Here is a 21,470-nt window from a genome sequence, read left to right on the forward strand (position 1 = left end):
GCAATGGCCTGCATGACCCTCTGGCTACCTATGTGAAACGTCAACACGCCCTAGGGCTCCATGAATAAATTTGAAGCGGATCGTCGTTTCGGTTAGAATTCCGTCTTCTTCAGGCGCGTAGCTCAGCTGGTTAGAGCACCACCTTGACATGGTGGGGGTCGTTGGTTCGAGTCCAATCGCGCCTACCAGAAGACAGCCAGATTCTGGCATCTGCCACCACCATCCTGGTTTCAGTCATCTCCCTTTCATATTTTGTCTTGTTTCCCGCTTATGGGGAGTTTTCTGATTTTCATTTACTTTCCAGCATACGAATAGCCTGTGCATTACTGGAGGAAAATACCTTTTCTGCTGCTTCCTGCCATGGCAGCCAGACATACCCAAGATGCTCACGGGATGAAACCACGACTGGTATCGTTTTTGGTAGTTCCAAACCAAACACATGTTCGGTGTTGTGAGTGGTGCCAGGCGAGTAGCGCCAGCTCCATTCCTCAAAGATTTCGTAGCAGTTTTGTATTTGCCAGTCAGTTAAAACGTAATCCTCAGTATTCAGACAGGTTTCTTCTCTAACCTCACGTACCGCCGTCTGCAGCAGTGTTTCCCCGGGATCCTGACTGCCTGTAACAGACTGCCAGTAACCGGGGTGGTCGGCACGTTCCAGCAACAGCACCTGGAGATCAGTCGTGTGGATCACCACTAGAACGGATACGGGCAGTTTATAGCGTTGCAACGGATAATCGGTCAAGTGTTCGTGTTTTCGGTCCGGCGCAGCCGGATATGCAGCTCTTGCAACTGTTTCTCCTCGACCGCACCAGGTGCTTGTGTCAGCAGACATTGGGCACGTTGTGTCTTGGGGAAGGCAATTACATCGCGAATGGAATCTGCTCCAGTCATCATGGCAACGATACGGTCGAGGCCAAAAGCGATGCCTCCGTGCGGGGGCGCACCGTATTGCAAGGCATCCAGCAGAAAGCCAAATTTCAGTTTTGCTTCATCATCCGATATGTTCAATGCCTGAAACACTTTGCTTTGTATATCCTGCCGGTGAATACGAATCGAACCACCACCGATTTCCATACCGTTCAGAACCATGTCATATGCTCTGGAGAGCGCTTTGCCAGGATCATTCGTCAGAAAATCCTCATGTCCCTGACTGGGAGAGGTAAAGGGGTGATGCAGGGCCTGCCAGCGTTTTTCTTCTTCATCCCACTCGAACATCGGAAAATCCACAATCCATAAGGGTTGCCAGGTGTCTGTGGCCAGACCACGCTCATGCCCGATCTTGACCCGTAATGCGCCCAGTGCATCGTTGACGACTTTGGCTTTGTCGGCACCGAAAAATACCAGATCGCCATTTTGCGCCTGAGTGCGTTCGAGTATCGATTGTATGACGGGCTCAGGCAGGAACTTCAGAATGGGAGACTGCAAACCCTCCATTCCTCTGGTCAGGTCATTGATCTTGATATAGGCCAGCCCCTTGGCTCCGTAAATACCAACAAACTGGGTGTATTCATCAATTTCCTTGCGGGATAATTCCCCACCGCCGGGAACCCGCAGGGCAGCCACTCGTCCTCCTGTTTTCTGTGCAGCATCGCGGAATACCTGGAAAGGTACATCCTGCATCAGGTCGGTCAGTTCCGTCAGAACCAACGATACACGCAAATCCGGTTTGTCCGATCCGTAAAGGAACATGGCGTCAGCATAGCTGAGCTGAGGGAAGGGATCAGGCAGGCTGATATCGAGCACACTTGCGAACAGACGGCGGATCATGTCCTCCATCATGCCCATGATTTCGTTCTCCGAGAGGAAAGAGGTTTCGATGTCGATCTGGGTGAATTCCGGCTGGCGGTCGGCACGCAAATCTTCATCCCGGAAACAGCGGGTAATCTGATAGTACCGGTCGAAGCCGGATACCATCAGCAGTTGTTTGAATAATTGCGGAGATTGCGGCAGCGCAAAGAAATAACCGGCATTGACGCGTGAAGGTACCAGATAATCGCGCGCACCTTCCGGGGTGGATTTGGTCAGCATCGGTGTTTCTACATCGATGAAGCCATGCTGATCGAGGAAAGTGCGTACTGCCATGGTGACCTGGTGCCGGAGGCGGATGTTGCGCTGCATCGCCGGGCGGCGCAAATCCAGATAGCGGTATTCCAGCCGTATCGCCTCGCTCAGATTGTCGTCATCCATCTGGAAAGGAGGGGTGAGTGAAGGATTGAGAATTTCGATGGTATCGACCAGTACCTCGATTTCTCCGCTGAGAATTCCGTGATTGACCGTTCCTTCCGGGCGATGGCGTACCGCACCGGTGATTGCGAGCACGAACTCGTTACGGATTTTCTCTGCAATCTGGAAGGCGGTAACATTATCAGGATCGCAGACGATCTGAACGATCCCCTCACGGTCACGCAGGTCGATGAAGATGACTCCACCGTGATCACGCCGGCGATGCACCCAGCCGCATAATGTAATCGTTCTATCCAGATGGCGTGTGTTGATGGCGCCGCAATAGTCAGTACGCATAAGTGACGTTGATGTTGATTGAATGAAAAAGTCAGTTGTTCGGTTATTTCGCCCTTAAAAATGCTGCTAGGGCATTCTATCAATCCGTAGAGGAAGTAGTGGGGGCAGAGGATGCAGCGGCTGATGCTGGCGCTGTCGCCGTAGTCGCAGTCTTCGTGCTGTCAGTCGTCGTGCTTGCAGCTGCTTTATCGGTGCTGGCCGTTTCCTTGCCGGGTTCTTCTTTGGGTTTTGAATCGGATCGGGTATTTTTATTTTTGAAATCTGTTACATACCAGCCGGTTCCCTTCAGCTGGAAACCTGCAGCAGATACCTTTTTGACATAATCGCTGCTGCCGCAGGCAGGGCAATTTGCGATCGGGGCATCACTCATTTTCTGCAGATGCTCTTTCTCCAATCCACATGCATGACAGGCATACTCATAGATCGGCATGTTTTCCTCCTTGGAATAAAATCTTGAAAAACGGCATTATACTCTTGACTGTAAGTGTAATTTCCCAGATGCAGCTCATGGAGGACTCAATCAGAGGTTCCTTAGCTTCAGTTTAAGAAGTAGTCTTCTGGCTAATTTTCCTTTCTGCCGTATTTATCCTCGAACCGGACGATATCATCCTCTCCCAGATAGGAACCGGACTGGACTTCAATCATTTCCAGTGGCACACGTCCCGGATTTTCCAGCCGATGTGGTGTTCCCAACGGGATGAAGGTGGATTCGTTCTCGCTGACCAGAAAGGTTTTGTCTGCCCGGGTAACCTGTGCTGTTCCCCGTACTACGATCCAGTGCTCGGCGCGGTGGTGGTGCATTTGCAATGACAGCGCTGCGCCGGGGTTGACGACGATTCGTTTGACCTGGAAACGCTCCCCTCTGTCGACTGAATCGTACCAGCCCCATGGACGGTATATTTTGCGGTGCGAACGGATTTCCGGACGGTTCCGTTGCTTCAGTATATCGACGATATGTTTGACTTCCTGTGTTTTATCCTGATGTGCCACCAGAACTGCATCGGATGTTTCCACGATCACTACATTTTCTACCCCGATGCAGGCAACCAGCCGATGCTCGGAAAATGCCAGAGTGTCGTGACAGGCGTGCAGCAGTACATCACCGCGTACCACGTTGCCTGATTCATCCTTCTGTAATGTGCGCCATAACGCATCCCATGCGCCAATATCCGACCATCCGGCAGAGAGCGGAATGATGGCGCCTGGCGGTAACATGTCCGGACGTGCGGAAAGCGTTTCCATGACCGCATAATCGATTGAATCACTTGGACAAGCGGCAAACGCAGTCTTGTCGATACGGTAAAAATCACCATCGATCGAGCCTGATTGCCAAGCAGCGCGACAGGCTTCCAGAATATCCCGACGGCAGGTATCAATGGCGGCAAGCCAGATCGATGCACGCATCATGAACATGCCGCTATTCCACAGGTAGGAGCCTTCTTCCAGGTAATTCTGTGCGGTGGCCAGATCCGGTTTTTCGACAAAACGCGCAATCCGGAAAGTGCCCGGTTCATGCAGTGCTGTACCGTACTGAATATAGCCATAGCCAGTTTCCGGAGTATTTGGTGTGATGCCGAAAGTGACCAGCATGTCACTTTCAGCAAGTGCCATTCCTTTCTGAATGGTTGCCTGAAAAGCTGAAATATCTGTGATGACATGGTCAGACGGCATGACCAGCAGAACCGGATCATCACTTTCCTGCATGGCAGCCAGTGCAGCTATCGTCAGCGCAGGAGCTGTGTTGCGTCCGTAAGGTTCGAGAATGATCTTGCCGGTTTTGCCCAGAACTCGCAGTTGCTCCGCAATCACAAACCGATATTCTTCGTTGCTGACGATGATGGAAGGCTGGACGGCAATATCTTCCAACCCGTCCAGGCGACGTACGGTTTCCTGCAGCAGGGAATACCGGTTGACCAATGGCAGTAACTGTTTGGGGTACTGCTGGCGTGAAAGTGGCCATAGGCGTGTACCTGAGCCACCGGAGAGAATGACGGGAATGAGCGTGTGTTTCATGTGTACATTGGTTTGATCACAGGGAAAATGGCAGTCTTTCGCCGGATTTCAGGGATGCAGTTCTCTGGTAAGTATCTCCACGATGCGGCGTGCGGCGTTGCCATCCCACAAGTGCGGTCGGCGTCCTTGCTTGCCGCGTCCTTCCAGAATATCGTCAACCGCGGCCAGTATTTGTTCAGGGCAGGTGCCTGCCAGCGTGTTCGTGCCTTCCTCCACCGTGATCGGTCGTTCGGTATTTTCCCGGATGGTGATGCAGGGAACTCCCAGGGCAGTGGTTTCTTCCTGCAGACCACCGCTGTCGGTCAGAACGAGCGTGGCATCTTTCCACAGATGAAGAAATGGCATATAAGCCTGCGGGCCCATCATGATGATATTCGGCCCAAGATCGATATTGAATTTCTTCAGGTTGTTCTGCGTGCGTGGGTGAGCCGGGAAAACAAGTGGTAGACGTTTGGCAATTTGTCTCAGTGTCAGACTGATACGCTCCAGGACTTCAGGATTATCTACATTGCTTGGCCGATGCAGTGTGACCACACCATACGGTTGATTATCCAGCGAGATCTTTAGCTGACTGGTTTCAAAGCCGGAAGTATCTGCTCGTGCAAGCTGTTCTACCTGATAAAGCAGGTTGTCTACCATGACATGACCGACGTAGTGAATGGCTGATGCCAGCTTGCCTTCCTGCAGCAGATGCTGTTGTCCACTCGGTTCAGTTACGAAAAACCAGTCGGTGATACTGTCTGTCACCAGGCGGTTGATTTCTTCCGGCATGCACATATCGCCACTGCGTAGCCCCGCTTCAACATGGGCAACCGGGATATGCAGTTTCTTGGCCACGATGGAACAGGCCAGCGTTGAGTTGACATCGCCCACGACCAGTACCGCATCTGGTGGTTCCGTTTGACAGTATTCTTCGAAGGCAACCATGATTTTGGCAGTCTGCTGCGAATGACTGCCCCCTCCAGCCGCCATGAAAATGTCGGGCTGCGGAATCCCCAGTTCCTCGAAGAAAACATCATTCATTTTCCGATCATAATGCTGACCGGTGTGGACTATTTTATAGATCAGCCTGTCCTGTTGCTGCAAAGCACGGACGATGGGTGCAATTTTCATGAAATTAGGTCGGGCACCGGCAATGAGATAGACCTTTTTCTGCATAATCTTCCCTAACGAAACAATGAGCAGGATTGTAAACCATCCAGAGTATGCTGCCGGCAGGAAAACATGGGTTTTTCCCGCCTGTTTATGCAAATGGAGTTAAAGGTGGGCAGAGGCGATCAATCAGGGCTTCTGTTATTTGTCCGCTTCATCAAATTTCTGAGTGTTACCGAAGCAGGTTACAGGGCTTATAATGACCGCATTCGATTCTACATCTGATCAGGAGAAATCATGCCTTCATTCGATATTGTCTCTGAAGTGGATAAACAGGAAATTCGCAATGCGGTTGATCAATTGAACAAGGAAGTTTCCACTCGGTTTGATTTCAAGGGCTCGGATGCCCGTGCCGAACAAACTGATTATGAACTTTATCTTTACGCTGATGATGAATTCAAACTTGGCCAGGTCATGGATATTCTGATGACTAAATTTACTAAACGCGAGATTGATGTTCGCTGCCTGGAAAAGGGTCAGACCGAAAAAATCAGTGGCAATAAGGTGAAGCAGAAGGTAACGGTTAAAACCGGGGTGGAAAGTGATCTTGCTAAAAAGATCATCAAACTGGTCAAGGACAGTAAACTTAAAGTCCAGGCGAGTATTCAGGGTGAGGTGGTGCGGGTGACTGGTGCCAAGCGTGATGTCCTGCAGGAAGTCATTCAATTGGTGAAGGGCAGTATTACCGAACTGCCGCTGCAGTTTTGCAACTTTCGAGATTGATTGAACAGGACACTATCAAAATAATTTCAGGTGCGATTCCGAGCAACCCCGCAGTAATCAGTAAATTAATACCTGATACTGCAGTTATGCTCGAGTGGTGTCTGAATGATCAGTAGCTTATTTCAAGAGTATCAGTAATTCCACTGTAGCTGGAATCTCAGGACATCAGCCTTGTATCGTTCGTAAGGAGCACTTGCTAAATTAGTACGATCCATCATGTGATAAACCGCTGTAAGTTCAATTTCTTTCATAACCTGCCATTCCAATCCAAATTCCCAATCATTAACGTGGTTTCTCGGGGCATTGCGCTCGAATTTCTGACCGCCCTTGAAGTGCTGCCATTTAACGAATGGGAACAACGTTCCCCAGCGCAATCCATCGATTTTGTAGGTTGCCAGAACATAACCACCGTTGAGCGAGGATTCAGTGAGCATCGTCTGGCCGTCGTTTAACTGAGGCCCCCGCCCCCAGTTCCATTCTGCCTGCAGCCCGAAGGGTTGCGGGTAAAGTACAGCATGTACTCCGACACGCTCATCTTTGAATCCTTTCTCCGGTGCATCCATGATCGGAGTAATTCCGCCTGCAGGGCCGGTTGATGGCGCGAAGCGCCCATGTAAAGCCTGTACACCTGCTTCAAGAATTTGGCCGTTGCTGAATTTATGCGGGTAGGTGAAGCGGGTGACCATATGCACACCGTTATTTCCTTCGAGGCGGTTGGCACCCTGTCCATTGTAGATACCGAAGGCGAACATGCCATAATCACCGGATCCTTTCAGATTTTTCGCCATGACTTCTTTGAACCGGTCGCGTATATGAGCCGGGGCCCAGTAGAAGAATGCACCGATGTCACGCTCATCCCGGCAGCAACTGTTCAGTGCGTCATTGCGGTCAAGTGCAAGGCGGTTTTGGCTGGATTGCAGGTTCTCAAAACTGTAAGGGATTTTTGATTGCCCGACCCTGACCCGGAATTCCTTGTTCTTATCGAAGTAGATATCGGCGTAAGCATCCCTTAACTGGGCGAAATGGCCTGTACTGGAGCCGGACGGAGTACTGGCAAAGTCAGGCTGTATATAGAGAGAGAGATGATCGTTGATATCTCCGAAAATAACCAGGCGTGCCCGTCTGATCAGAAAAGAGCTATCCTCACCTACCGATTTGTCAGGCCAGTAGGATACGGCATCCTTATCTCCACTCACGGTGCTGCTGTAGCGGAATTGTGTATAACCTCGAATGCCGATTTTGTCGTACCATTTTTTTTCTTCCTTGGGTTTTTCAGCTGGGGGTTCATTGCTTTGTGCAACGGTTTGCCCAGAATCTTTCTGTACCTGCTGGAAGGTACCCATTTTGACCCTGTTTTCACCGGGTTCCGTATAAACCTGTTTGGTAACTGTGTCCACGTACAGATCCAATTCTTGGGCATTGGCCGGAGAGAAATGGAATATAACGAGAATTAATCCAAAGCTGCATATTGTTATGTTGAATCTCTTTATCATTATTGCTTGCCTCCCTTTTGAGAAATCCGTTGACTGGAATAAATCAGTTGAAACGGGAGGCATTATTTCAATTGCTTATGACACTCTTATTACATGGCAGATACCGGATTGCCCGGATCAAAAAGAAGGGGTGTTCTGAAAAAAGTGTGGTTGGAGATCGTGGCTAAGGCAAGGGATTTTATATCTGGCAGGGTTCAAATGGCGGTATGGTCGGTTTGCTTTCAACAGCTACGGTTGGGGGGTGCCTGTCTTCTGCTGGTTCCTCTTTTCCAACTCGGCTTTGATATCTTCCGCGATAGCCTGATAAAGCGGACGAAAAATCGGGCGCATATTGCTGATAATACTGCTGATTTCTACCATGGATGGAAAACGCAGCCCGCGGTGTTCAATGGGTGCGCCAATGGAGTCCAGTTGGGCGCCTAGTCTGCTGAAGTGACTGGCCAGCCGTTCCTCAGTCAGCATGAAAAGTACCCTGATATCGTGTATGCGTGCCAGCTCGACTGTTCCGATGTAAAGGCCCAACGGGATATAGGGAAAGCGCATTATCGGGCCTGTGCCAAGATCTTCTTCAGAAATATTGATGGGATGCTTCTTCTCACCTTTTCTTCGGCGAAAGGCAGCGATGACGGCAAGACGGGAAACCTCACCAATTTTATCGGCTGGCAGTCTGGATGGATCTATGATGGAGCGATCAAGTGTCTGAGCACAAGTTTTCTCAAAGGGCAGACGTCTATCATTATTGTTCGATGGTGGACGGACGATACGGGTGCAGCCGATGAATGTGCCGTTCCTGACACTGCGAATCAGGAGATGCAATGAATTGGCGTCGTATTCATCTACTTCAAACCTGTCAGATCGTGAAAATTCAAACTGCAAGTCTTCGCAATAAACGGAGTGACGAACGCGATAAGCCTCACGCTTTAGCTCTTCGGTCAACGCTGGCACGATTCTAAAATATTGCCTGAAAGAAGTGCCCAAATGACTATTTTCTTGAGTAAACACGATCACGTTCGTTTAATAATTAAAAATCTGACAATAAGATAGTCAGGTAGAGGAGATACCTCCTGTTTAAGCTGCTAATGGTTTATTCGTTGTGCTTTGATTTAACCAATTGTTGGTTTATTCAAGTCTCTTCAGATAATCTTTGGTGAATATTTTGTCCGGCAGATCACGCAGTTTCATATCCGAGTAATCAAGTACTGAAATTTCACCTGACTTCAGAGCATCTTCCATGATGATGCGAGTTGGGCGCATCTCGCCCAGAATGTTGTCAAAATTCTCGTAACGGCTGGTTTTGAGCAATCGGCCAGAAACAGAGTAAAACTCTGCTTTATATGGTCTGAAACTGGACTGATTTACCCATAACAATACTTTCTGATAAGTGACTGAGCGATCTATGCCAGTAAGTTCAAGGACATAGTAGTCTTCATCATCAATGGATTCATTGCGCAGCAGTTGCGGATGATAGTCACCGGTAAAGTTGGCGCGAGCAATATCACCGTTGGCAACCTGACCAGTCAGCCGCTGGGAAAGTGATAGCCGTATCGGCTGCGAAACACTGGGCATAAAAATCCACAAATCACGCCCTTTCATCAGAATTGCCTGACCACGTTCGGATGCAGGCTCGGTAATCATCACGATGCTGTTCTCATTTCCCTTGGAAAGTACCTGGTAGCGGTACAGATCTTCGGATCGATCTGGTGAAGTAGTGCGGATTGCAACATTGACCTGAAAACTGTCCCGTGGGAAGCGAATTTCATCGGCTTTTTCCAGTATACTTTGGGCGGTTATAGTGGGTTTGTCTGTTTCCACCGGGGATGAAAACGATATTCCTCCTCCCTGGATCAGTAGAAAACAGCCTGTTATCAATGAAAGTAATAAGGAATATAAGTTCATATTCAATCTCCATGAGCAAACGGTCCAAGCTAGACTACCCTGAAATCGTTCGTTCGGGGTCAGGCAAATGAGCAGCATTGTTCGCATTGAAGATGTATTCAAGGAATATACGCTGGGCACAAGCCGGGTTCATGCACTCAAAGACATTAGTCTGCAGATCGAAAATGGTGAGTTTCTAGCCATTGCCGGTCCTTCAGGTAGTGGAAAATCAACATTGCTCAATCTAATTGGTTGTATCGATATTCCATCTTCCGGAAAGATTTATATTGATGATCAGGATGCCAGCGGGCAAACACCGGATCAGTTATCAGCACTCAGAGCTAGAACTATCGGCTTTATTTTTCAGACATTTAATCTTTTTTCAGTCTTGTCGGCGGAAGAAAATATTGAATATCCCTTACTGCAATTCAAGGAATTGAGTGCTGCCGAACGCCGTGAGCGGATTGTAAAGTTTCTCGACATTGTCGGGTTGGCCGAGTTTGCCGATCATCGACCCAATCAGTTAAGTGGTGGCCAGCGCCAGCGTGTTGCAATTGCCCGTGCACTTGCTACTCATCCCAAAATCATCCTGGCGGATGAACCGACTGCCAATCTTGATCACAAGACAGGCGAAGGTATTCTGCAATTAATGAAAGAAATCAATCGCAACAGTGGTACTACTTTCATTTTTTCAACACATGATGCCAAAGTAATGTCCATGGCAGAGCGCCTGATACGCATTGAAGACGGACAGCTTGTCGGGGAAAGTGTTGTCCCTGTCTGACAGGGGTAATAGCCCGATATCTGTACAGTTGTCATTTCTGGATTGCTTCGTACCAGATGGTATTCACAAAGACAGGTTTTTGTTGCCTCCGTGATGGTTTGTATAAGACATCTGATTGAATACAAATAAGATTTCTTTTACATGATTGTAAACGAGAAAGATAGTCAAATGACTGTTTCAGGTAACATTACTGCGGTTTTATTATCACTGCTGTTGATATTATGGGGAGCTGCGTCAGAATGCGGTGCTGCTGACATGAATTCTGGCAAGAATCTGCTGCCATTCCCTTTGGAGAATCGGGCGGATACTCCTAAGATGGCGCAGGCGTTTACCTTCGATGATTTATTCAAAGAGGATGGTTCCAGTTCCGATCCACCACAACGTGTATTCCGGCAAACTTCTTCCTGGCGCGGATTTTCGCAACTGGAATTTGCTGAAACGATTGCCAGCCCCAAACATGCATCAAAACTGCGTTTGCGATCGGAGTTATCGAATCTCGGCCAGTTAAGTCAGAACGTAAAATGGAAGCTGAGTGCCCGCATCGATTACGATGCAATCTACGATCTATCTGATTTTTATTCGCGTCAGGTACGTCGGGATCAGCGGTTTGAGCTATTCCTGCGGGAAAATTATCTGGATTTTTCGATTGCTGATTTCGATGTTCGTGTAGGGCGTCAACATATTGTCTGGGGAGAAATGGTCGGGTTGTTCTTCGCAGATGTTGTTTCCGCCAAGGATATGCGTGAGTTCGTGCTGCCCGATTTCGATATCCTGCGTATTCCGCAATGGGCTGTTCGCACCGAGTATTCTAAGAATGACTTTCATGCTGATCTGATTTGGATTCCATTTGCCAGCCTGGATGAGATAGGCCGGCCGGGGGCTGATTTTTACCCGTTTGCGTTACCTGTTGCGGCACCGGTCAGTTTTTTGAAAGAAGATCGCTCCGGGCGTAATGTTGCCAACTCGAATTATGGAATCCGGCTATCCCAGCTGGCGAATGGCTGGGATGTTTCTGCATTTTATTATCACAGTCTCGATGCTACACCTACTTTCCACCGGATCAGCCAGCCTTGGGAACCGTTGCTGTTTCAGGCACGCCATGGAGAAATCGATCAGGTGGGCGGGACAGTGACTAAAGACTTGGGATCGGCGGTACTCAAGGGAGAGTTCGTTTACACTCATGGACGTCGCTTCAACGTGATCCGCTCGACTGCAGCGGATGGCTTGATCCGGCAGGGCACAATCGACTACGCGCTGGGCTTGGATTTTACTCTGCCGCTGGATGTCCGGCTGAATTTACAGTTCTTTCAGCGCGCTTATCTGAATTATGATCGGGATATTTTTCAGGATCGGTTGGAAAACGGAGGCAGCATTTTTCTGCAGGGAGACTTGTGGCGCGATTTTCAGGGGCAGGTATTGCTGATCCACAGTTTCAATCGTGATGAATGGATGCTGCGTCCGCGCCTTACCTGGAATTTTGCCAGAAACTGGAAACTGGCAGCTGGTGCGGATATTTTCAAGGGTCCCCCCACCGGGTTATTCGGCCGGTTTGACAGCAGCGATAGAGTATATACCGAGCTGCGTTTTTCTTTTTGACTGGCAATTTATCCTCTGGATTGCTTCACGCCGCTGGCGTTCGCAAAGACGGTTTTTTTATCTTTACCGCAACCACCGTCATCACGAGGAGCGGCAGCAACGTGGTGATCCAGTTTCTTAAAGATAGTGTGGGGATCTTGTCGGAAAATTTTACCCTTATATGTTCTGTCGTAAGGCATCGACGACCGGTATGCGTGAAACATGCCTGGCCGGCAGTATCGCCGCCAGTACAGTAGCAGTGAAACCGATGCCCAATGCGAGCAGTAAAACAGACGGTACGATCTGGATTCGGGCGATATAGCCAAGATCAGCATTAGGTGGGGGTGGCATGGGGATACCTATGGCGGAAATAGCTGTGGCCAGCAGTACCCCTATTCCGACTCCCAATCCTCCTCCGATCAATCCCAGTAAAAGATTTTCACTGATAATCAGCCGGAATATCTGATTGCTGTCATTACCCAGGGCCATCATCGTGCCGAATTCGCCCACACGCTCGAAAATACTCATGTTGACGCTGTTGGCAACGCTGAGCAGTACCATGATCAGGATAATGATCTGCAGCACACCAAATTGCCCTTTGTACATTTCCACTGTTTTTTCGTAAAAATCATTCAGTTCTACCCAGGTTCTGATTTCCAGGCCTGATGATTTTAATGATTGCTTTAACTGTGCTGCAATCTGATCGGTTTCTTCTGTATGTTTCAGTGAAATGACGAGTGCGTTGACTCCTTGAGTGCCGAGCAATTCCTGCGCAGCAGCCAGTGGAATTCTGATGGCACGTGCATCGAAATCGTTGGAAAAACTTTGGAAAATACCCGTTACTTGAAAGTCCAGACTGTTGAGCGCGCCATCGAGCGTGTTGATCAATAACGTTACTGGGTCACCCCGTTTTAATTGCAGTGCCTGAGCAACACCCTTACCCAGCAGAATGCCGAATGTATCTTCGTCATTCAACTGTCGCCCCTCGGTAATCTGTATAGAACTGCCCAGTTTCACTTCGTGTGAAGGTTCCACACCCTCACCAATGATCGGCAGATCACTTTTGCCATTGTTGAGCAATCCGGAGAAATTGAGTCGAGCCATGACCTGCGCAACCCCAGTTTCACCAGCAATTTGCTGCCTGATAGTATCGGGCGTATCTATCAGATATTTTTCAGGGGAACGTGAACCAGCTTCATAGTACCCCTGGCGATAGGTTTGCAGATGTCCGCTTTGCGAGTGGATGAGCGCTTCACCCAGTTGAACATAGATATCCTGTACCCATCCACCCGCTAGAATGATACCGGTTACCCCGGCAATAACTGCTGCCAGTGTCATCAGCGTATGAGTTCTTTGGCGGAGGATGTTGCGTAATGCGAGTTTGAACATGATTCTCCAGGGGATACGTGAAAAGCAGTTGTGTTTTATACCCGATGAAGAACGAAACGATAAATTTATTTACAATAACGAGAAACTGCGCAGAATGGCTTCGACCTTCTTATCCTCCTTGGCAAGTTCGCGCAGGGCATGGATCAATCGCGTAAGCTTTGATCCTTCAGATGACTGAAGCTCCAGATCACGTTCGAGATCTTCCTCCAACCGCCGTAATCGCATATCCATGGGCCGCAGTGTCGAATAGCGATCCCATATAATGAAGCCGATCAAACCGAATATGCCCGCGATCGTTACCAGCATCAGTTGTTGTATAAAATCCAACCGCCGGTCGATAGCTTCAAACCGCTGGTCTACTGCAATAAACCGCTGATCTACTGCAATAAACCGCTGATCTACTGCAATAAACCGCTGATCCATCTGCTCCTGTATAGCAGTAAAACGCTGATCTACTGCGGCAAAACGTTGATCTATCTGCTCCTGTATAGCATTGAAACGCAGATCCATTTTCTCTTCCAAAGCTTTCTGCCCGGCTTTGAGTTCTGCCAGTGACTCGATAATTTCCCGATCACTGATGCGTGATGCGACGTCTACGGCGGCAACAGGCATAGCGACCAATACGCTTGTGAGTAATAACAGGATTTTGAGCATCTCGGATAAAATTCCCTGAATGTATGTTTTAAACTATTTTTAATTCGACTCGTTCAGTATGTTCATATACGGACAGATCAAGGAATGAGATAAACGCCTGCTAGGATCATCCCAGGCAGCAGCATATTTTCCCATATATTTTCATTAAGAATCAGATATTAAACAGTTACTCTCCATGAGCACCAGTACTGGGCAATGTGACGTGGCGATCCAACATCCAGCGATTGTTTTTGCCCATCTATCTGGGTGTAGAGATGCACACGAAGGCAAAGATGTGAATCAGCGATTATGCCTTAACGCATCTACAATCTGCATGCGTGAAGCTTTCCAGGCGGGGTAGACACTGGCGATGAGTGTGGTGAGGATGGCGAGTGCTAATGTTTCCAGCATCATGTTCGAGGTGAGTAGTATCTCCCCGATATAACCACGGGCCATACCCGGCGGAGGGGGCATGGGAATGCCGATACTGGAAATAATTGCAGCGAGCAACCCTCCGATCAGTACACCCAGTGCGCCGCCGATGCCGCCGATCAGAGCACCTTCGCATAGAAACTGGCGCAAAATGTCGGATTTCTTTACACCTAGTGCCATGGCTGTACCAATCTCGCCGGTGCGTTCCATTACATTCATGGTCATGGTATTGGAAATCCCCAGCAAAATGATGAGTACAATAATCAGTTTGATAGCCTGTATCTGTTTCGTAAATAGTACAGTCGTTTTATTATAAAAATCTGCCAGCTCATACCAGGGTACGACTTCAAGCTGATCTGGTAGCAATTGATGGCGCAGTGCTGCCAGTACTGTATCAGTCTGCCCGGTATCATTCAGCAGTACTACCCAACTGTGAGCCCCTTGGGTACGCAATAACTGCCGTGCCGTACTGATTGGTAAGCGCAATGCACTATCATCATACGATTTGGTAACGGTGGAGAACAGGCCGCTGATAGTCATTTCTACCGCATTGATTCCACCTGTTGCCGTGTTTACCAGTAATACTATTCGGTCGCCTGCTTTTACCCCTAGATTACGTGCTAATCCTTCACCCATGATGAGATGATCAGGGTGGTCAGCAGATAAATTGCTTCCGGTCGAGATCTTGAGCGCATTACCGAAATAAACTTGCTCCTGCGGATCCACTCCTTCACCAATGAATGAGAGCGTGGCATCGCCATAGCTGGCTAACCCGCTGAAGCTTAAGCGCGGCACGATCGTTTTGATCAGATGACTGCTGTTTTGAAGCGTAGGATTTTCCAATAAATCCCGTTCAAGATCATCTGAGAATAGAAAACGGTAGGGATCAGCCTTACCGGCTTCAAAATAACCCGGTTTAATGATCTGTAAATGGCCCAATTGAGAGTGGATAGTGGTTTCACGGAAATCCTGGAAAATCCATTCAATGAAACCACTTGCGAGTAACAGAGCGATAATACCAAAGGTAACCGTACTGATAGATACTGCGCTACGGCGCTTGTGGCGGGTGAGATTGCGAAGGGCTAATAAAAAGTCTGGCCGAATTTTAAACATGATCTGATTTTACTGACATAGTCCTTGCTTACTCAATAATTTAAGGCTATTAATGGCAAGTATTGTAATTAAAACTACTAGATAAGACTGCCGCTAATAATTATGAATATTTAATATCTGTGTTAAAAGCATAGAAGTTTCAATAGGTATCCTGCAAGAAAATGTTGGAGCCTTTAACTATAACTGATGAGGAATGAGCCTAATTAATATGAATAAACTGGAAAACGCTATTCAAGAAAATGCGGCGGAGTTGGATTTATTTCTTCAGTCGGTTTCGAGTTCATTTGGGGAAGGCCTTATTGTTCGGTCCGGCAGTGAATATGATTTACTGGCCAAAGATCCGGCGGTTAATTCACACAACCCGCGGGCATTTGTTTACCCCGAGTCTGTCGAACAAGTTCAGAAACTGGTCAGGCTTGCAACAAAACATAAAGTAAAACTGTGGGTTTACAGCACTGGTAAGAATTGGGGGTATTTGAATACCAGTGCAAGTAAGGATTCTGTCGTAGTGCTCCTGAATCGTATGAATAGAATCATCCATGTTGACCAGGAGTTAGCCTACGCCATTATCGAACCGGGTGTTACCTATGAAGCCCTAAGCTATTTTCTAAATGAAAACAACTACACTTTGTGGACAGATTCTCCTGGTGGACCGCCAACCGGGAGTGTGATAGGCAATGCACTGGATCGTGGTGTGGGTGTCACCAAATATGGTGATCATTTTGCACACCTTTGCGGGTATGAAGTCGTCCTTGCGGATGGTAGCGTGATCCATACCGGGGTTGCCAATAACGAAGGAGGATGCGGTGCTGCTCATCTGTATAAATGGGGAGTTGGCCCGCATATAGAAGGACTGTTCAGCCAGTCAAATTATGGAATTGTTACCAAAGCCGGTATCTGGCTGATGCGTAAACCGGAAGATTACACCTTATTTAGTGTGAATATCAGGGACGATACTGCGTTGGCAAAGTGTATGGATACGGTGAGGGAACTAATGCTCTCAGGTACCATTCACGAAACCGGCAGATTTTCTAATAGCGTAGCTATTCTAACCTTACTGACTCAGGCCATTGATGAGGGAGTGGAAGCTGGAAAAGCGATCAGCCGGGTTCAGCTCGAAGCACTTAAGAAAAAATATTCCGTACCGAACTGGACGGGCTCATTTGGTATCTATGGGCATAGTTCTGTAGTCAGAGCAGCCAGTCAGGTAGCGAAAAAACAGCTTGAAGCTTCTCGTTCTTGTGCACGAATCAATATTTTTACAAGAAAAAGAGCACAATTCATTCGTAGAAAGATTGCATTAGTAGAAAAGATACAATCCGAGCTAATCCTGAAATTGATCGATTTTGTGATACGAAAGCTGCTAGGTTCTTCGTTGGCACTAATTCGGCTGTTCCCAGGGTTAATTGACCTGCATGAAGGGAAGCCGGTAGAAACAGTGGTGCGCCGTGGCTATTTTCGCTATCGTAAAAAGCGGCCGCAACAAGATATCCACGTCGGGCGGGATGATCTGGGGATTCTGTGGTCTGTACCGGTCCTGCCTTTTCGGGGGGAGGAAATTGTTGCATTTACACGTGAGTGCGAGCTACTGTTTGAAAAGTTTAACTTTGATTTTTATATGACAACCATGATTTTCAATGCACGCAGTGTCTGTCCCCTCATGGTCATATTGTACGATCGCCTGGATGAAATAGAGTGCGGACGTGCTGAACAGTTATATAGCGCTATTCTAGATTTATCTCATCAGAAGGGTTATCAGCATTTTCGTGCGGGAATTAATGGGTGGAAGAAGTTGTATCAGTATTGCCCTGAACTGAAAACTTTTAACCAGAAAATTAAAGCAGTGCTTGACCCAGAAGGTATTCTTGCACCAGGGCGGTATGGAATTGATTAATCGGATTGTGTTGTAAGTTGTAATGACAAAAAGCCGGAGAGATCCGGCTTTTTGTCTGAGAGAATTTTGATAAAACTTTAAGCTTGTTTAACTTTCCTGGCAAAACCTAACATACCTAAACCTGCAGCCAGCAGAGCTAAGGTAGCGGGCTCTGGAACAGTAGCGGTGACAGTATTACCACGAATATTGGAGGTCCCTTGGAAGCACCATTGGCCTGCTGTAGGGGTGCCAGTACCACAACTGCTGGTGTTATCAAATGGATTTAGAATGTCATCGTTAGCAGATGAAGTGAATGCAATATCGGCTTTACCACCAACAGCATCAGTAATTCGATTAGCATCCAGGAAAGCTTTAACATCAGCTTCTCCAGCTGCAGCTGAGTTAACATCAAGCAATCCATTACCTGTAAAGGTCAAAGTGTCTCCGGCAAATAGACCGGTAGCATTGACGACTGCACTGGGGTCTGCGACACCACCCAAATTATTATGTCCAGTCAAAGTTACCCATGTGCTAAGACCCGTGATATAGGCTAAATTAGCAGCGGAGCTCTGACCCAGTAAGTTAATATTGGAGCTATCAGCGTAATAAAGGGTTACGGTACTGTTGGCGAATTCAACATAGCTAGTGGAATAATTTTGTGAATTATTGAATTCTGCGACGTAATAAAGTGAACAATTGCCGCTTGCACAATAGTTGGTGTTGCCATTAACACTGGTAATAAAACCATAAGCTGTCGAATTTTGGCCATTACCTGTGACGATTTGCTGTGCAAGTGTAGCTGTCTCCAGATGAATATTGCTTGGAGATTCCCCCAATGCTCCAAAGTCGACTCCACCTATTACACTAGCAGATGCCGGTGCAGCAGCAAAGAGACTGATGGCTCCGAGCAGTGATGCCAGTTTGATTTGTTTCATATTCTTTCTCCTGACAAAAAAGATAACAACAAGAAAAATTTTTCGATAAGACCTAATGCGTTTGTCTCAATACAAATAGAGCAATATTCGTGCCATATTCTTCTTTTGCCAGTATATTGCTGATTATATATGGATAATAATATTAGGGCAGAGGGATGATCGCCATTTCTTTTTGAGGGAGGTAATAATTGTAAAATTTTTCGACATACTGATTTTTTTGATGTCGGTTGTAGTTCATTTGCGAGGGTAACCAATCAGATATGTTACGGGCAGCCCTTTATGGCGATAGTATCCCGTTTCCCAAATATAGTGCGATGCATTTGTCCGGTGTGCCATGGTGAGCAATTCTTCGGGAGTGTAGCATCGCAGTATTGATACTATGCTATCCCATAAGATAATCAGCGGTGCGATGGGTATCAGGTATGTGAGTAAGAATCTGGGTAATGTCCTGGGTCGTACCCATGGTGTTAATAAGAGGACGTTGAGCGGTGTCAGAAGAAAATAAAAGAAATCAGGCCATGAGCGATGGAGTATCTCAAAAATGACAACTGGCTGGTTGTTTCTTACCGCATCCCTAAGTATTTCAATAGCGATCTCTGGTGGAAAATGATGAAAACCGTTAAATAGGGTCCGGATACCTTTCAGTTCGGCTGGTACTGCAAGTGCATTAACGGTATAGGGAAAATAGTATAAGTGTGGAGTAGTTTTTAATTTGTCGAATACTCCAGAATGCGGATATTTGTCAGTAAGCAGAACTGAGACATCCTTCCCGGAGACGTGGAGAAGATCTTGATTCAGGCTTAACCAAGGTCCACCACTACCAGAACACAAATCAAGAAACCGAGTTTGTTGAGTCTTTTCCATTACTTCTGCTAGTGATATTGCTTTAGGGGAAAATGGCTTTGTCAATGCCAGAAGAGTTTCTAGAAAGTCTGTCGTAAGGTTTCTAAAAATTTTTGGCCACCATGGTAAATCAGTAAATTCAAATAGCTGTAGGCGCTTTTTCATATCTTCACTCGATATATAGATTGAAATTAAGGGAGAAATACCCCTTTGTTTTATGGGTATCGGCAGAAGCTAAAAAAAATTGACTGTGCCAGAGTGGCCGCAATGATTTTCTGGTGGGCAGGCTGTATGATCTTGTGATCTGCTGTGGAACAGTTCCTGGATATCAAAAAGCTAAATCGCTGATAATGTGGAAGTAAACCGAGTATTGCTCATGGTTTATAAATTGAGACTGAAACGATATTTGTTTAGGTCGTTTGCAACGCTACCACCCGCTTGCTGATGGCAATCAGAGCGACTAGTGATCGAATCTTTTTGCGATGGAAAGCAAATCTATGGAGTGAGGTAGATTTGTGTACCTGCCTTGCAGCTACTCGTTGTAAATATGTGGGAATTGTTTTAAGAGGTGCAGGATGGGTGCGAATTAACAGGCTGTTGAAAAATAGCTGTGGAGAGTATCGGTTTATTGAGACACTTTATCGCCTGTTTATTGGCACGATTCTAGATTTTTAGAATGAGTAGATGCGCTGTGACGTGATTTTCTGCTGGAATATGATGGATGGGCAATACATATCATCGCTTTATTCGATGGTAAGACAACGAGATATGGAAGAGGCTTCGTAAGATTATGATCAATTAACTCTGATTACGAATCGCTGATGATCAAGGTCAGTCATTGTAAAATTTGTCCTTTTGCTACAGGAGCCGGGGAGATAATTAGGAAAGGGGGCTGTACAAAAGGTAGCTCAGACTAAACTGTATCTGACTATTGGTGCAGCTAGTATATTAGTCTAGCAGTGGCGTATGTGCACGAGGATGGCAGCCGACTGTATGTGGACATCATCAGAGTCGATTATAGACTCCAGTGCCGGTTGTCTGATTGCTAACAAGAAATAAAACGCAATCTTACTGCCATTCAAGCCAGATGTACCGTCGTTTAGCTTAATATCGCATGACTACACTATCTCTAGTACTCAAGAATTAAGATGATCGGGGTATGAGTACTGGAGCTGAACGCAAGACCTGAACGTATTGAACAATTTCGTTTTCTTGGCATTTGGTCAGGAAGTAAGGGTAGATATTTTTTATGCAATGTTTAGTCTGTCCTGTTAGGTGAACAATTTGCTTTTCCACATATTCTCTATTTAAGTGAAGTAGCACTGCCGGTGCATTAACGCGCGGGCAGGTGCGTAATTCACCTATCTGGCGGAATCCAAGCATTCGTTTGTAGAAAGTGGCATGACGCGGATTAATTTCGATGACGGCATCGTCGGCACCATGTATATGATGGGCAAAAATGTGGGCTATGTGGAACAGGGAAGCGAAGATTTCTTTCGAGCTGGTTTCCGGGTTGAATGCAAGTTTTGAAACTTCGCAAAGCCTGCGACCTTGTCGGCGAAACTGATCCAATTCTGTTTGATAGAGGGTATTAGCCAGCAATCCGTTATCAGAATCAATGGTTAACGTCAGCGTACCGATGAGCTGTTGTGATCGGCGTGCCTCGAAGGTGTATTGATTGGGAGAGGTTGAGAAAACAGAGGTACTTTCAGTCTGATAACCGCGCGAGGCATACATTCGCTTGATGAGCGTGCTGGCCTTGATGCGTTGTTTGAGCGAGCTGACTAGGTGAATGCTGTAGTCGTTGCGTTGTAAAAGGCAGTCTGTTTCAGTTATGTGATTCGGAGTGCTGCCCGGATGTTTGGAGATCCGATATTTTCGAGGGCGGTGAAATTGCGGGTCGACGTCATCAGATGAGATGGAGTCAGATTGATATGGGCTGAATGGAAGATGTGCTGGCTGGATGTTTTTTGCTGCGGTCCCTGATTGAAGATGATTCGCAATTTGCATGAGTGGTATTCCTCATAAGTTATTTTTCTGGACTGAATAGGTATTGCCCGAAAATAGCTGGATCGATAAAAACAGATAACATTGAATGCCAAAATACTCTCTAATAA

19 protein-coding genes and 1 tRNA gene are annotated in these 21,470 nt (G+C 47.2%); 6 read left to right on the forward strand and 14 right to left on the reverse strand.

Annotated features, from left to right (window positions below):
* Window positions 1-111 precede the first annotated feature (111 nt).
* Window positions 112-188 (forward strand) — tRNA-Val (locus ABUL11_RS02140).
* A 101-nt stretch (window positions 189-289) separates the two neighbouring features.
* Here the strand turns inward: ABUL11_RS02140 and nudB are convergent.
* The 5 genes from nudB to wecB all read right to left on the reverse strand — a co-directional run bounded on the left by nudB (window position 290) and on the right by wecB (window position 5,691).
* Window positions 290-727 carry a dihydroneopterin triphosphate diphosphatase gene (gene nudB, locus ABUL11_RS02145; RefSeq protein ID WP_350282283.1) on the reverse strand — a complete coding sequence of 146 codons (438 nt, stop codon included), beginning with the start codon at window positions 725-727 and terminating at the stop codon, window positions 290-292.
* Between the two features lie 11 nt (window positions 728-738).
* Entirely contained in the window at window positions 739-2,520 is a 1,782-nt protein-coding gene (gene aspS, locus ABUL11_RS02150; protein WP_350282218.1) for an aspartate--tRNA ligase, read from the reverse strand.
* Window positions 2,521-2,599: 79 nt separating this feature from the next.
* Window positions 2,600-2,950: an FmdB family zinc ribbon protein gene (locus tag ABUL11_RS02155; protein WP_350282219.1), complete on the reverse strand. Its 351-nt coding sequence runs from the start codon at window positions 2,948-2,950 to the stop codon at window positions 2,600-2,602.
* A gap of 131 nt (window positions 2,951-3,081) precedes the next feature.
* Window positions 3,082-4,533 (reverse strand): mannose-1-phosphate guanylyltransferase/mannose-6-phosphate isomerase, encoded by a 1,452-nt coding sequence (locus tag ABUL11_RS02160; protein ID WP_350282220.1) that lies wholly within the window; start codon window positions 4,531-4,533, stop codon window positions 3,082-3,084.
* Window positions 4,534-4,581: 48 nt separating this feature from the next.
* On the reverse strand, window positions 4,582-5,691 hold the full coding sequence (gene wecB / locus ABUL11_RS02165) for a non-hydrolyzing UDP-N-acetylglucosamine 2-epimerase (protein WP_350282221.1): 1,110 nt from the start codon (window positions 5,689-5,691) through the stop codon (window positions 4,582-4,584).
* Window positions 5,692-5,922: 231 nt separating this feature from the next.
* Between wecB and ABUL11_RS02170 the strand changes: the two genes are divergently transcribed.
* Window positions 5,923-6,408, forward strand: a complete 486-nt coding sequence (locus ABUL11_RS02170; protein ID WP_350282222.1) for a YajQ family cyclic di-GMP-binding protein — start codon at window positions 5,923-5,925, stop codon at window positions 6,406-6,408.
* Window positions 6,409-6,539: 131 nt separating this feature from the next.
* On the opposite strand, the gene ABUL11_RS02175 is transcribed toward ABUL11_RS02170, so the two are convergent.
* Complete coding sequence (locus tag ABUL11_RS02175; protein ID WP_350282223.1) at window positions 6,540-7,805, reverse strand: porin; 1,266 nt, start codon at window positions 7,803-7,805, stop codon at window positions 6,540-6,542.
* 76 nt (window positions 7,806-7,881) lie between these two features.
* On the opposite strand from ABUL11_RS02175, the gene ABUL11_RS02180 reads away from it, so the two are divergent.
* Window positions 7,882-8,040: a hypothetical protein gene (locus tag ABUL11_RS02180; RefSeq protein ID WP_350282224.1), complete on the forward strand. Its 159-nt coding sequence runs from the start codon at window positions 7,882-7,884 to the stop codon at window positions 8,038-8,040.
* An 89-nt stretch (window positions 8,041-8,129) separates the two neighbouring features.
* Here ABUL11_RS02180 and ABUL11_RS02185 read toward each other — a convergent pair whose 3' ends face one another.
* Complete coding sequence (locus ABUL11_RS02185; protein ID WP_350282225.1) at window positions 8,130-8,909, reverse strand: PEP-CTERM/exosortase system-associated acyltransferase; 780 nt, start codon at window positions 8,907-8,909, stop codon at window positions 8,130-8,132.
* Window positions 8,910-9,020: 111 nt separating this feature from the next.
* Window positions 9,021-9,797, reverse strand: coding sequence for an outer membrane lipoprotein-sorting protein (locus tag ABUL11_RS02190; protein ID WP_350282226.1), 777 nt, complete (start codon window positions 9,795-9,797; stop codon window positions 9,021-9,023).
* Between the two features lie 67 nt (window positions 9,798-9,864).
* Here ABUL11_RS02190 and ABUL11_RS02195 point away from each other — a divergent pair, with 67 nt between their 5' ends.
* Both ABUL11_RS02195 and ABUL11_RS02200 read left to right on the forward strand, forming a co-directional pair.
* Complete coding sequence (locus ABUL11_RS02195) at window positions 9,865-10,560, forward strand: ABC transporter ATP-binding protein (protein ID WP_350282227.1); 696 nt, start codon at window positions 9,865-9,867, stop codon at window positions 10,558-10,560.
* A 168-nt stretch (window positions 10,561-10,728) separates the two neighbouring features.
* A complete protein-coding gene (locus ABUL11_RS02200; RefSeq protein WP_350282228.1) occupies window positions 10,729-12,156 on the forward strand; it encodes a DUF1302 family protein in 1,428 nt (475 codons plus the stop codon).
* A 156-nt stretch (window positions 12,157-12,312) separates the two neighbouring features.
* On the opposite strand, the gene ABUL11_RS02205 is transcribed toward ABUL11_RS02200, so the two are convergent.
* The 3 genes from ABUL11_RS02205 to ABUL11_RS02215 form a co-directional block, all read right to left on the reverse strand.
* Window positions 12,313-13,524, reverse strand: coding sequence for an ABC transporter permease (locus ABUL11_RS02205; RefSeq protein ID WP_350282229.1), 1,212 nt, complete (start codon window positions 13,522-13,524; stop codon window positions 12,313-12,315).
* A 69-nt stretch (window positions 13,525-13,593) separates the two neighbouring features.
* Entirely contained in the window at window positions 13,594-14,178 is a 585-nt protein-coding gene (locus tag ABUL11_RS02210) for a hypothetical protein (protein WP_350282230.1), read from the reverse strand.
* A 279-nt stretch (window positions 14,179-14,457) separates the two neighbouring features.
* Window positions 14,458-15,702, reverse strand: a complete 1,245-nt coding sequence (locus ABUL11_RS02215; RefSeq protein WP_350282231.1) for an ABC transporter permease — start codon at window positions 15,700-15,702, stop codon at window positions 14,458-14,460.
* Window positions 15,703-15,910: 208 nt separating this feature from the next.
* On the opposite strand from ABUL11_RS02215, the gene ABUL11_RS02220 reads away from it, so the two are divergent.
* A complete protein-coding gene (locus ABUL11_RS02220; protein ID WP_350282232.1) occupies window positions 15,911-17,596 on the forward strand; it encodes an FAD-binding oxidoreductase in 1,686 nt (561 codons plus the stop codon).
* A gap of 77 nt (window positions 17,597-17,673) precedes the next feature.
* Here the strand turns inward: ABUL11_RS02220 and ABUL11_RS02225 are convergent, their stop codons facing one another.
* The 3 genes from ABUL11_RS02225 to ABUL11_RS02235 form a co-directional block, all read right to left on the reverse strand.
* The gene (locus tag ABUL11_RS02225; protein WP_350282233.1) at window positions 17,674-18,510 is read right to left on the reverse strand and encodes a PEP-CTERM sorting domain-containing protein; all 837 of its coding nucleotides are present in this window, start codon (window positions 18,508-18,510) and stop codon (window positions 17,674-17,676) included.
* Window positions 18,511-18,744: 234 nt separating this feature from the next.
* Window positions 18,745-19,518, reverse strand: coding sequence for a hypothetical protein (locus tag ABUL11_RS02230; RefSeq protein WP_350282234.1), 774 nt, complete (start codon window positions 19,516-19,518; stop codon window positions 18,745-18,747).
* 978 nt (window positions 19,519-20,496) lie between these two features.
* On the reverse strand, window positions 20,497-21,363 hold the full coding sequence (locus ABUL11_RS02235; protein ID WP_350282235.1) for an N-acyl amino acid synthase FeeM domain-containing protein: 867 nt from the start codon (window positions 21,361-21,363) through the stop codon (window positions 20,497-20,499).
* Between the last annotated feature and the right edge of the window lie 107 nt (window positions 21,364-21,470).

Source organism: Nitrosomonas sp. (genome assembly GCF_040256045.1).
GTDB lineage: Bacteria > Pseudomonadota > Gammaproteobacteria > Burkholderiales > Nitrosomonadaceae > Nitrosomonas.

Bases quoted from the DNA above. Each gene is read 5' to 3' on its own strand.
- aspS (WP_350282218.1), bottom strand. From the start codon at position 2,520: ATGCGTACTGACTATTGCGGCGCCATCAACACACGCCATCTGGATAGA.
- ABUL11_RS02155 (WP_350282219.1), bottom strand. From the start codon at position 2,950: ATGCCGATCTATGAGTATGCCTGTCATGCATGTGGATTGGAGAAAGAG.
- ABUL11_RS02160 (WP_350282220.1), bottom strand. From the start codon at position 4,533: ATGAAACACACGCTCATTCCCGTCATTCTCTCCGGTGGCTCAGGTACA.
- wecB (WP_350282221.1), bottom strand. From the start codon at position 5,691: ATGCAGAAAAAGGTCTATCTCATTGCCGGTGCCCGACCTAATTTCATG.
- ABUL11_RS02170 (WP_350282222.1), top strand. From the start codon at position 5,923: ATGCCTTCATTCGATATTGTCTCTGAAGTGGATAAACAGGAAATTCGC.
- ABUL11_RS02180 (WP_350282224.1), top strand. From the start codon at position 7,882: ATGTTGAATCTCTTTATCATTATTGCTTGCCTCCCTTTTGAGAAATCC.
- ABUL11_RS02190 (WP_350282226.1), bottom strand. From the start codon at position 9,797: ATGAACTTATATTCCTTATTACTTTCATTGATAACAGGCTGTTTTCTA.
- ABUL11_RS02195 (WP_350282227.1), top strand. From the start codon at position 9,865: ATGAGCAGCATTGTTCGCATTGAAGATGTATTCAAGGAATATACGCTG.
- ABUL11_RS02200 (WP_350282228.1), top strand. From the start codon at position 10,729: ATGACTGTTTCAGGTAACATTACTGCGGTTTTATTATCACTGCTGTTG.
- ABUL11_RS02205 (WP_350282229.1), bottom strand. From the start codon at position 13,524: ATGTTCAAACTCGCATTACGCAACATCCTCCGCCAAAGAACTCATACG.
- ABUL11_RS02210 (WP_350282230.1), bottom strand. From the start codon at position 14,178: ATGCTCAAAATCCTGTTATTACTCACAAGCGTATTGGTCGCTATGCCT.
- ABUL11_RS02215 (WP_350282231.1), bottom strand. From the start codon at position 15,702: ATGTTTAAAATTCGGCCAGACTTTTTATTAGCCCTTCGCAATCTCACC.
- ABUL11_RS02220 (WP_350282232.1), top strand. From the start codon at position 15,911: ATGAATAAACTGGAAAACGCTATTCAAGAAAATGCGGCGGAGTTGGAT.
- ABUL11_RS02225 (WP_350282233.1), bottom strand. From the start codon at position 18,510: ATGAAACAAATCAAACTGGCATCACTGCTCGGAGCCATCAGTCTCTTT.
- ABUL11_RS02230 (WP_350282234.1), bottom strand. From the start codon at position 19,518: ATGAAAAAGCGCCTACAGCTATTTGAATTTACTGATTTACCATGGTGG.
- ABUL11_RS02235 (WP_350282235.1), bottom strand. From the start codon at position 21,363: ATGCAAATTGCGAATCATCTTCAATCAGGGACCGCAGCAAAAAACATC.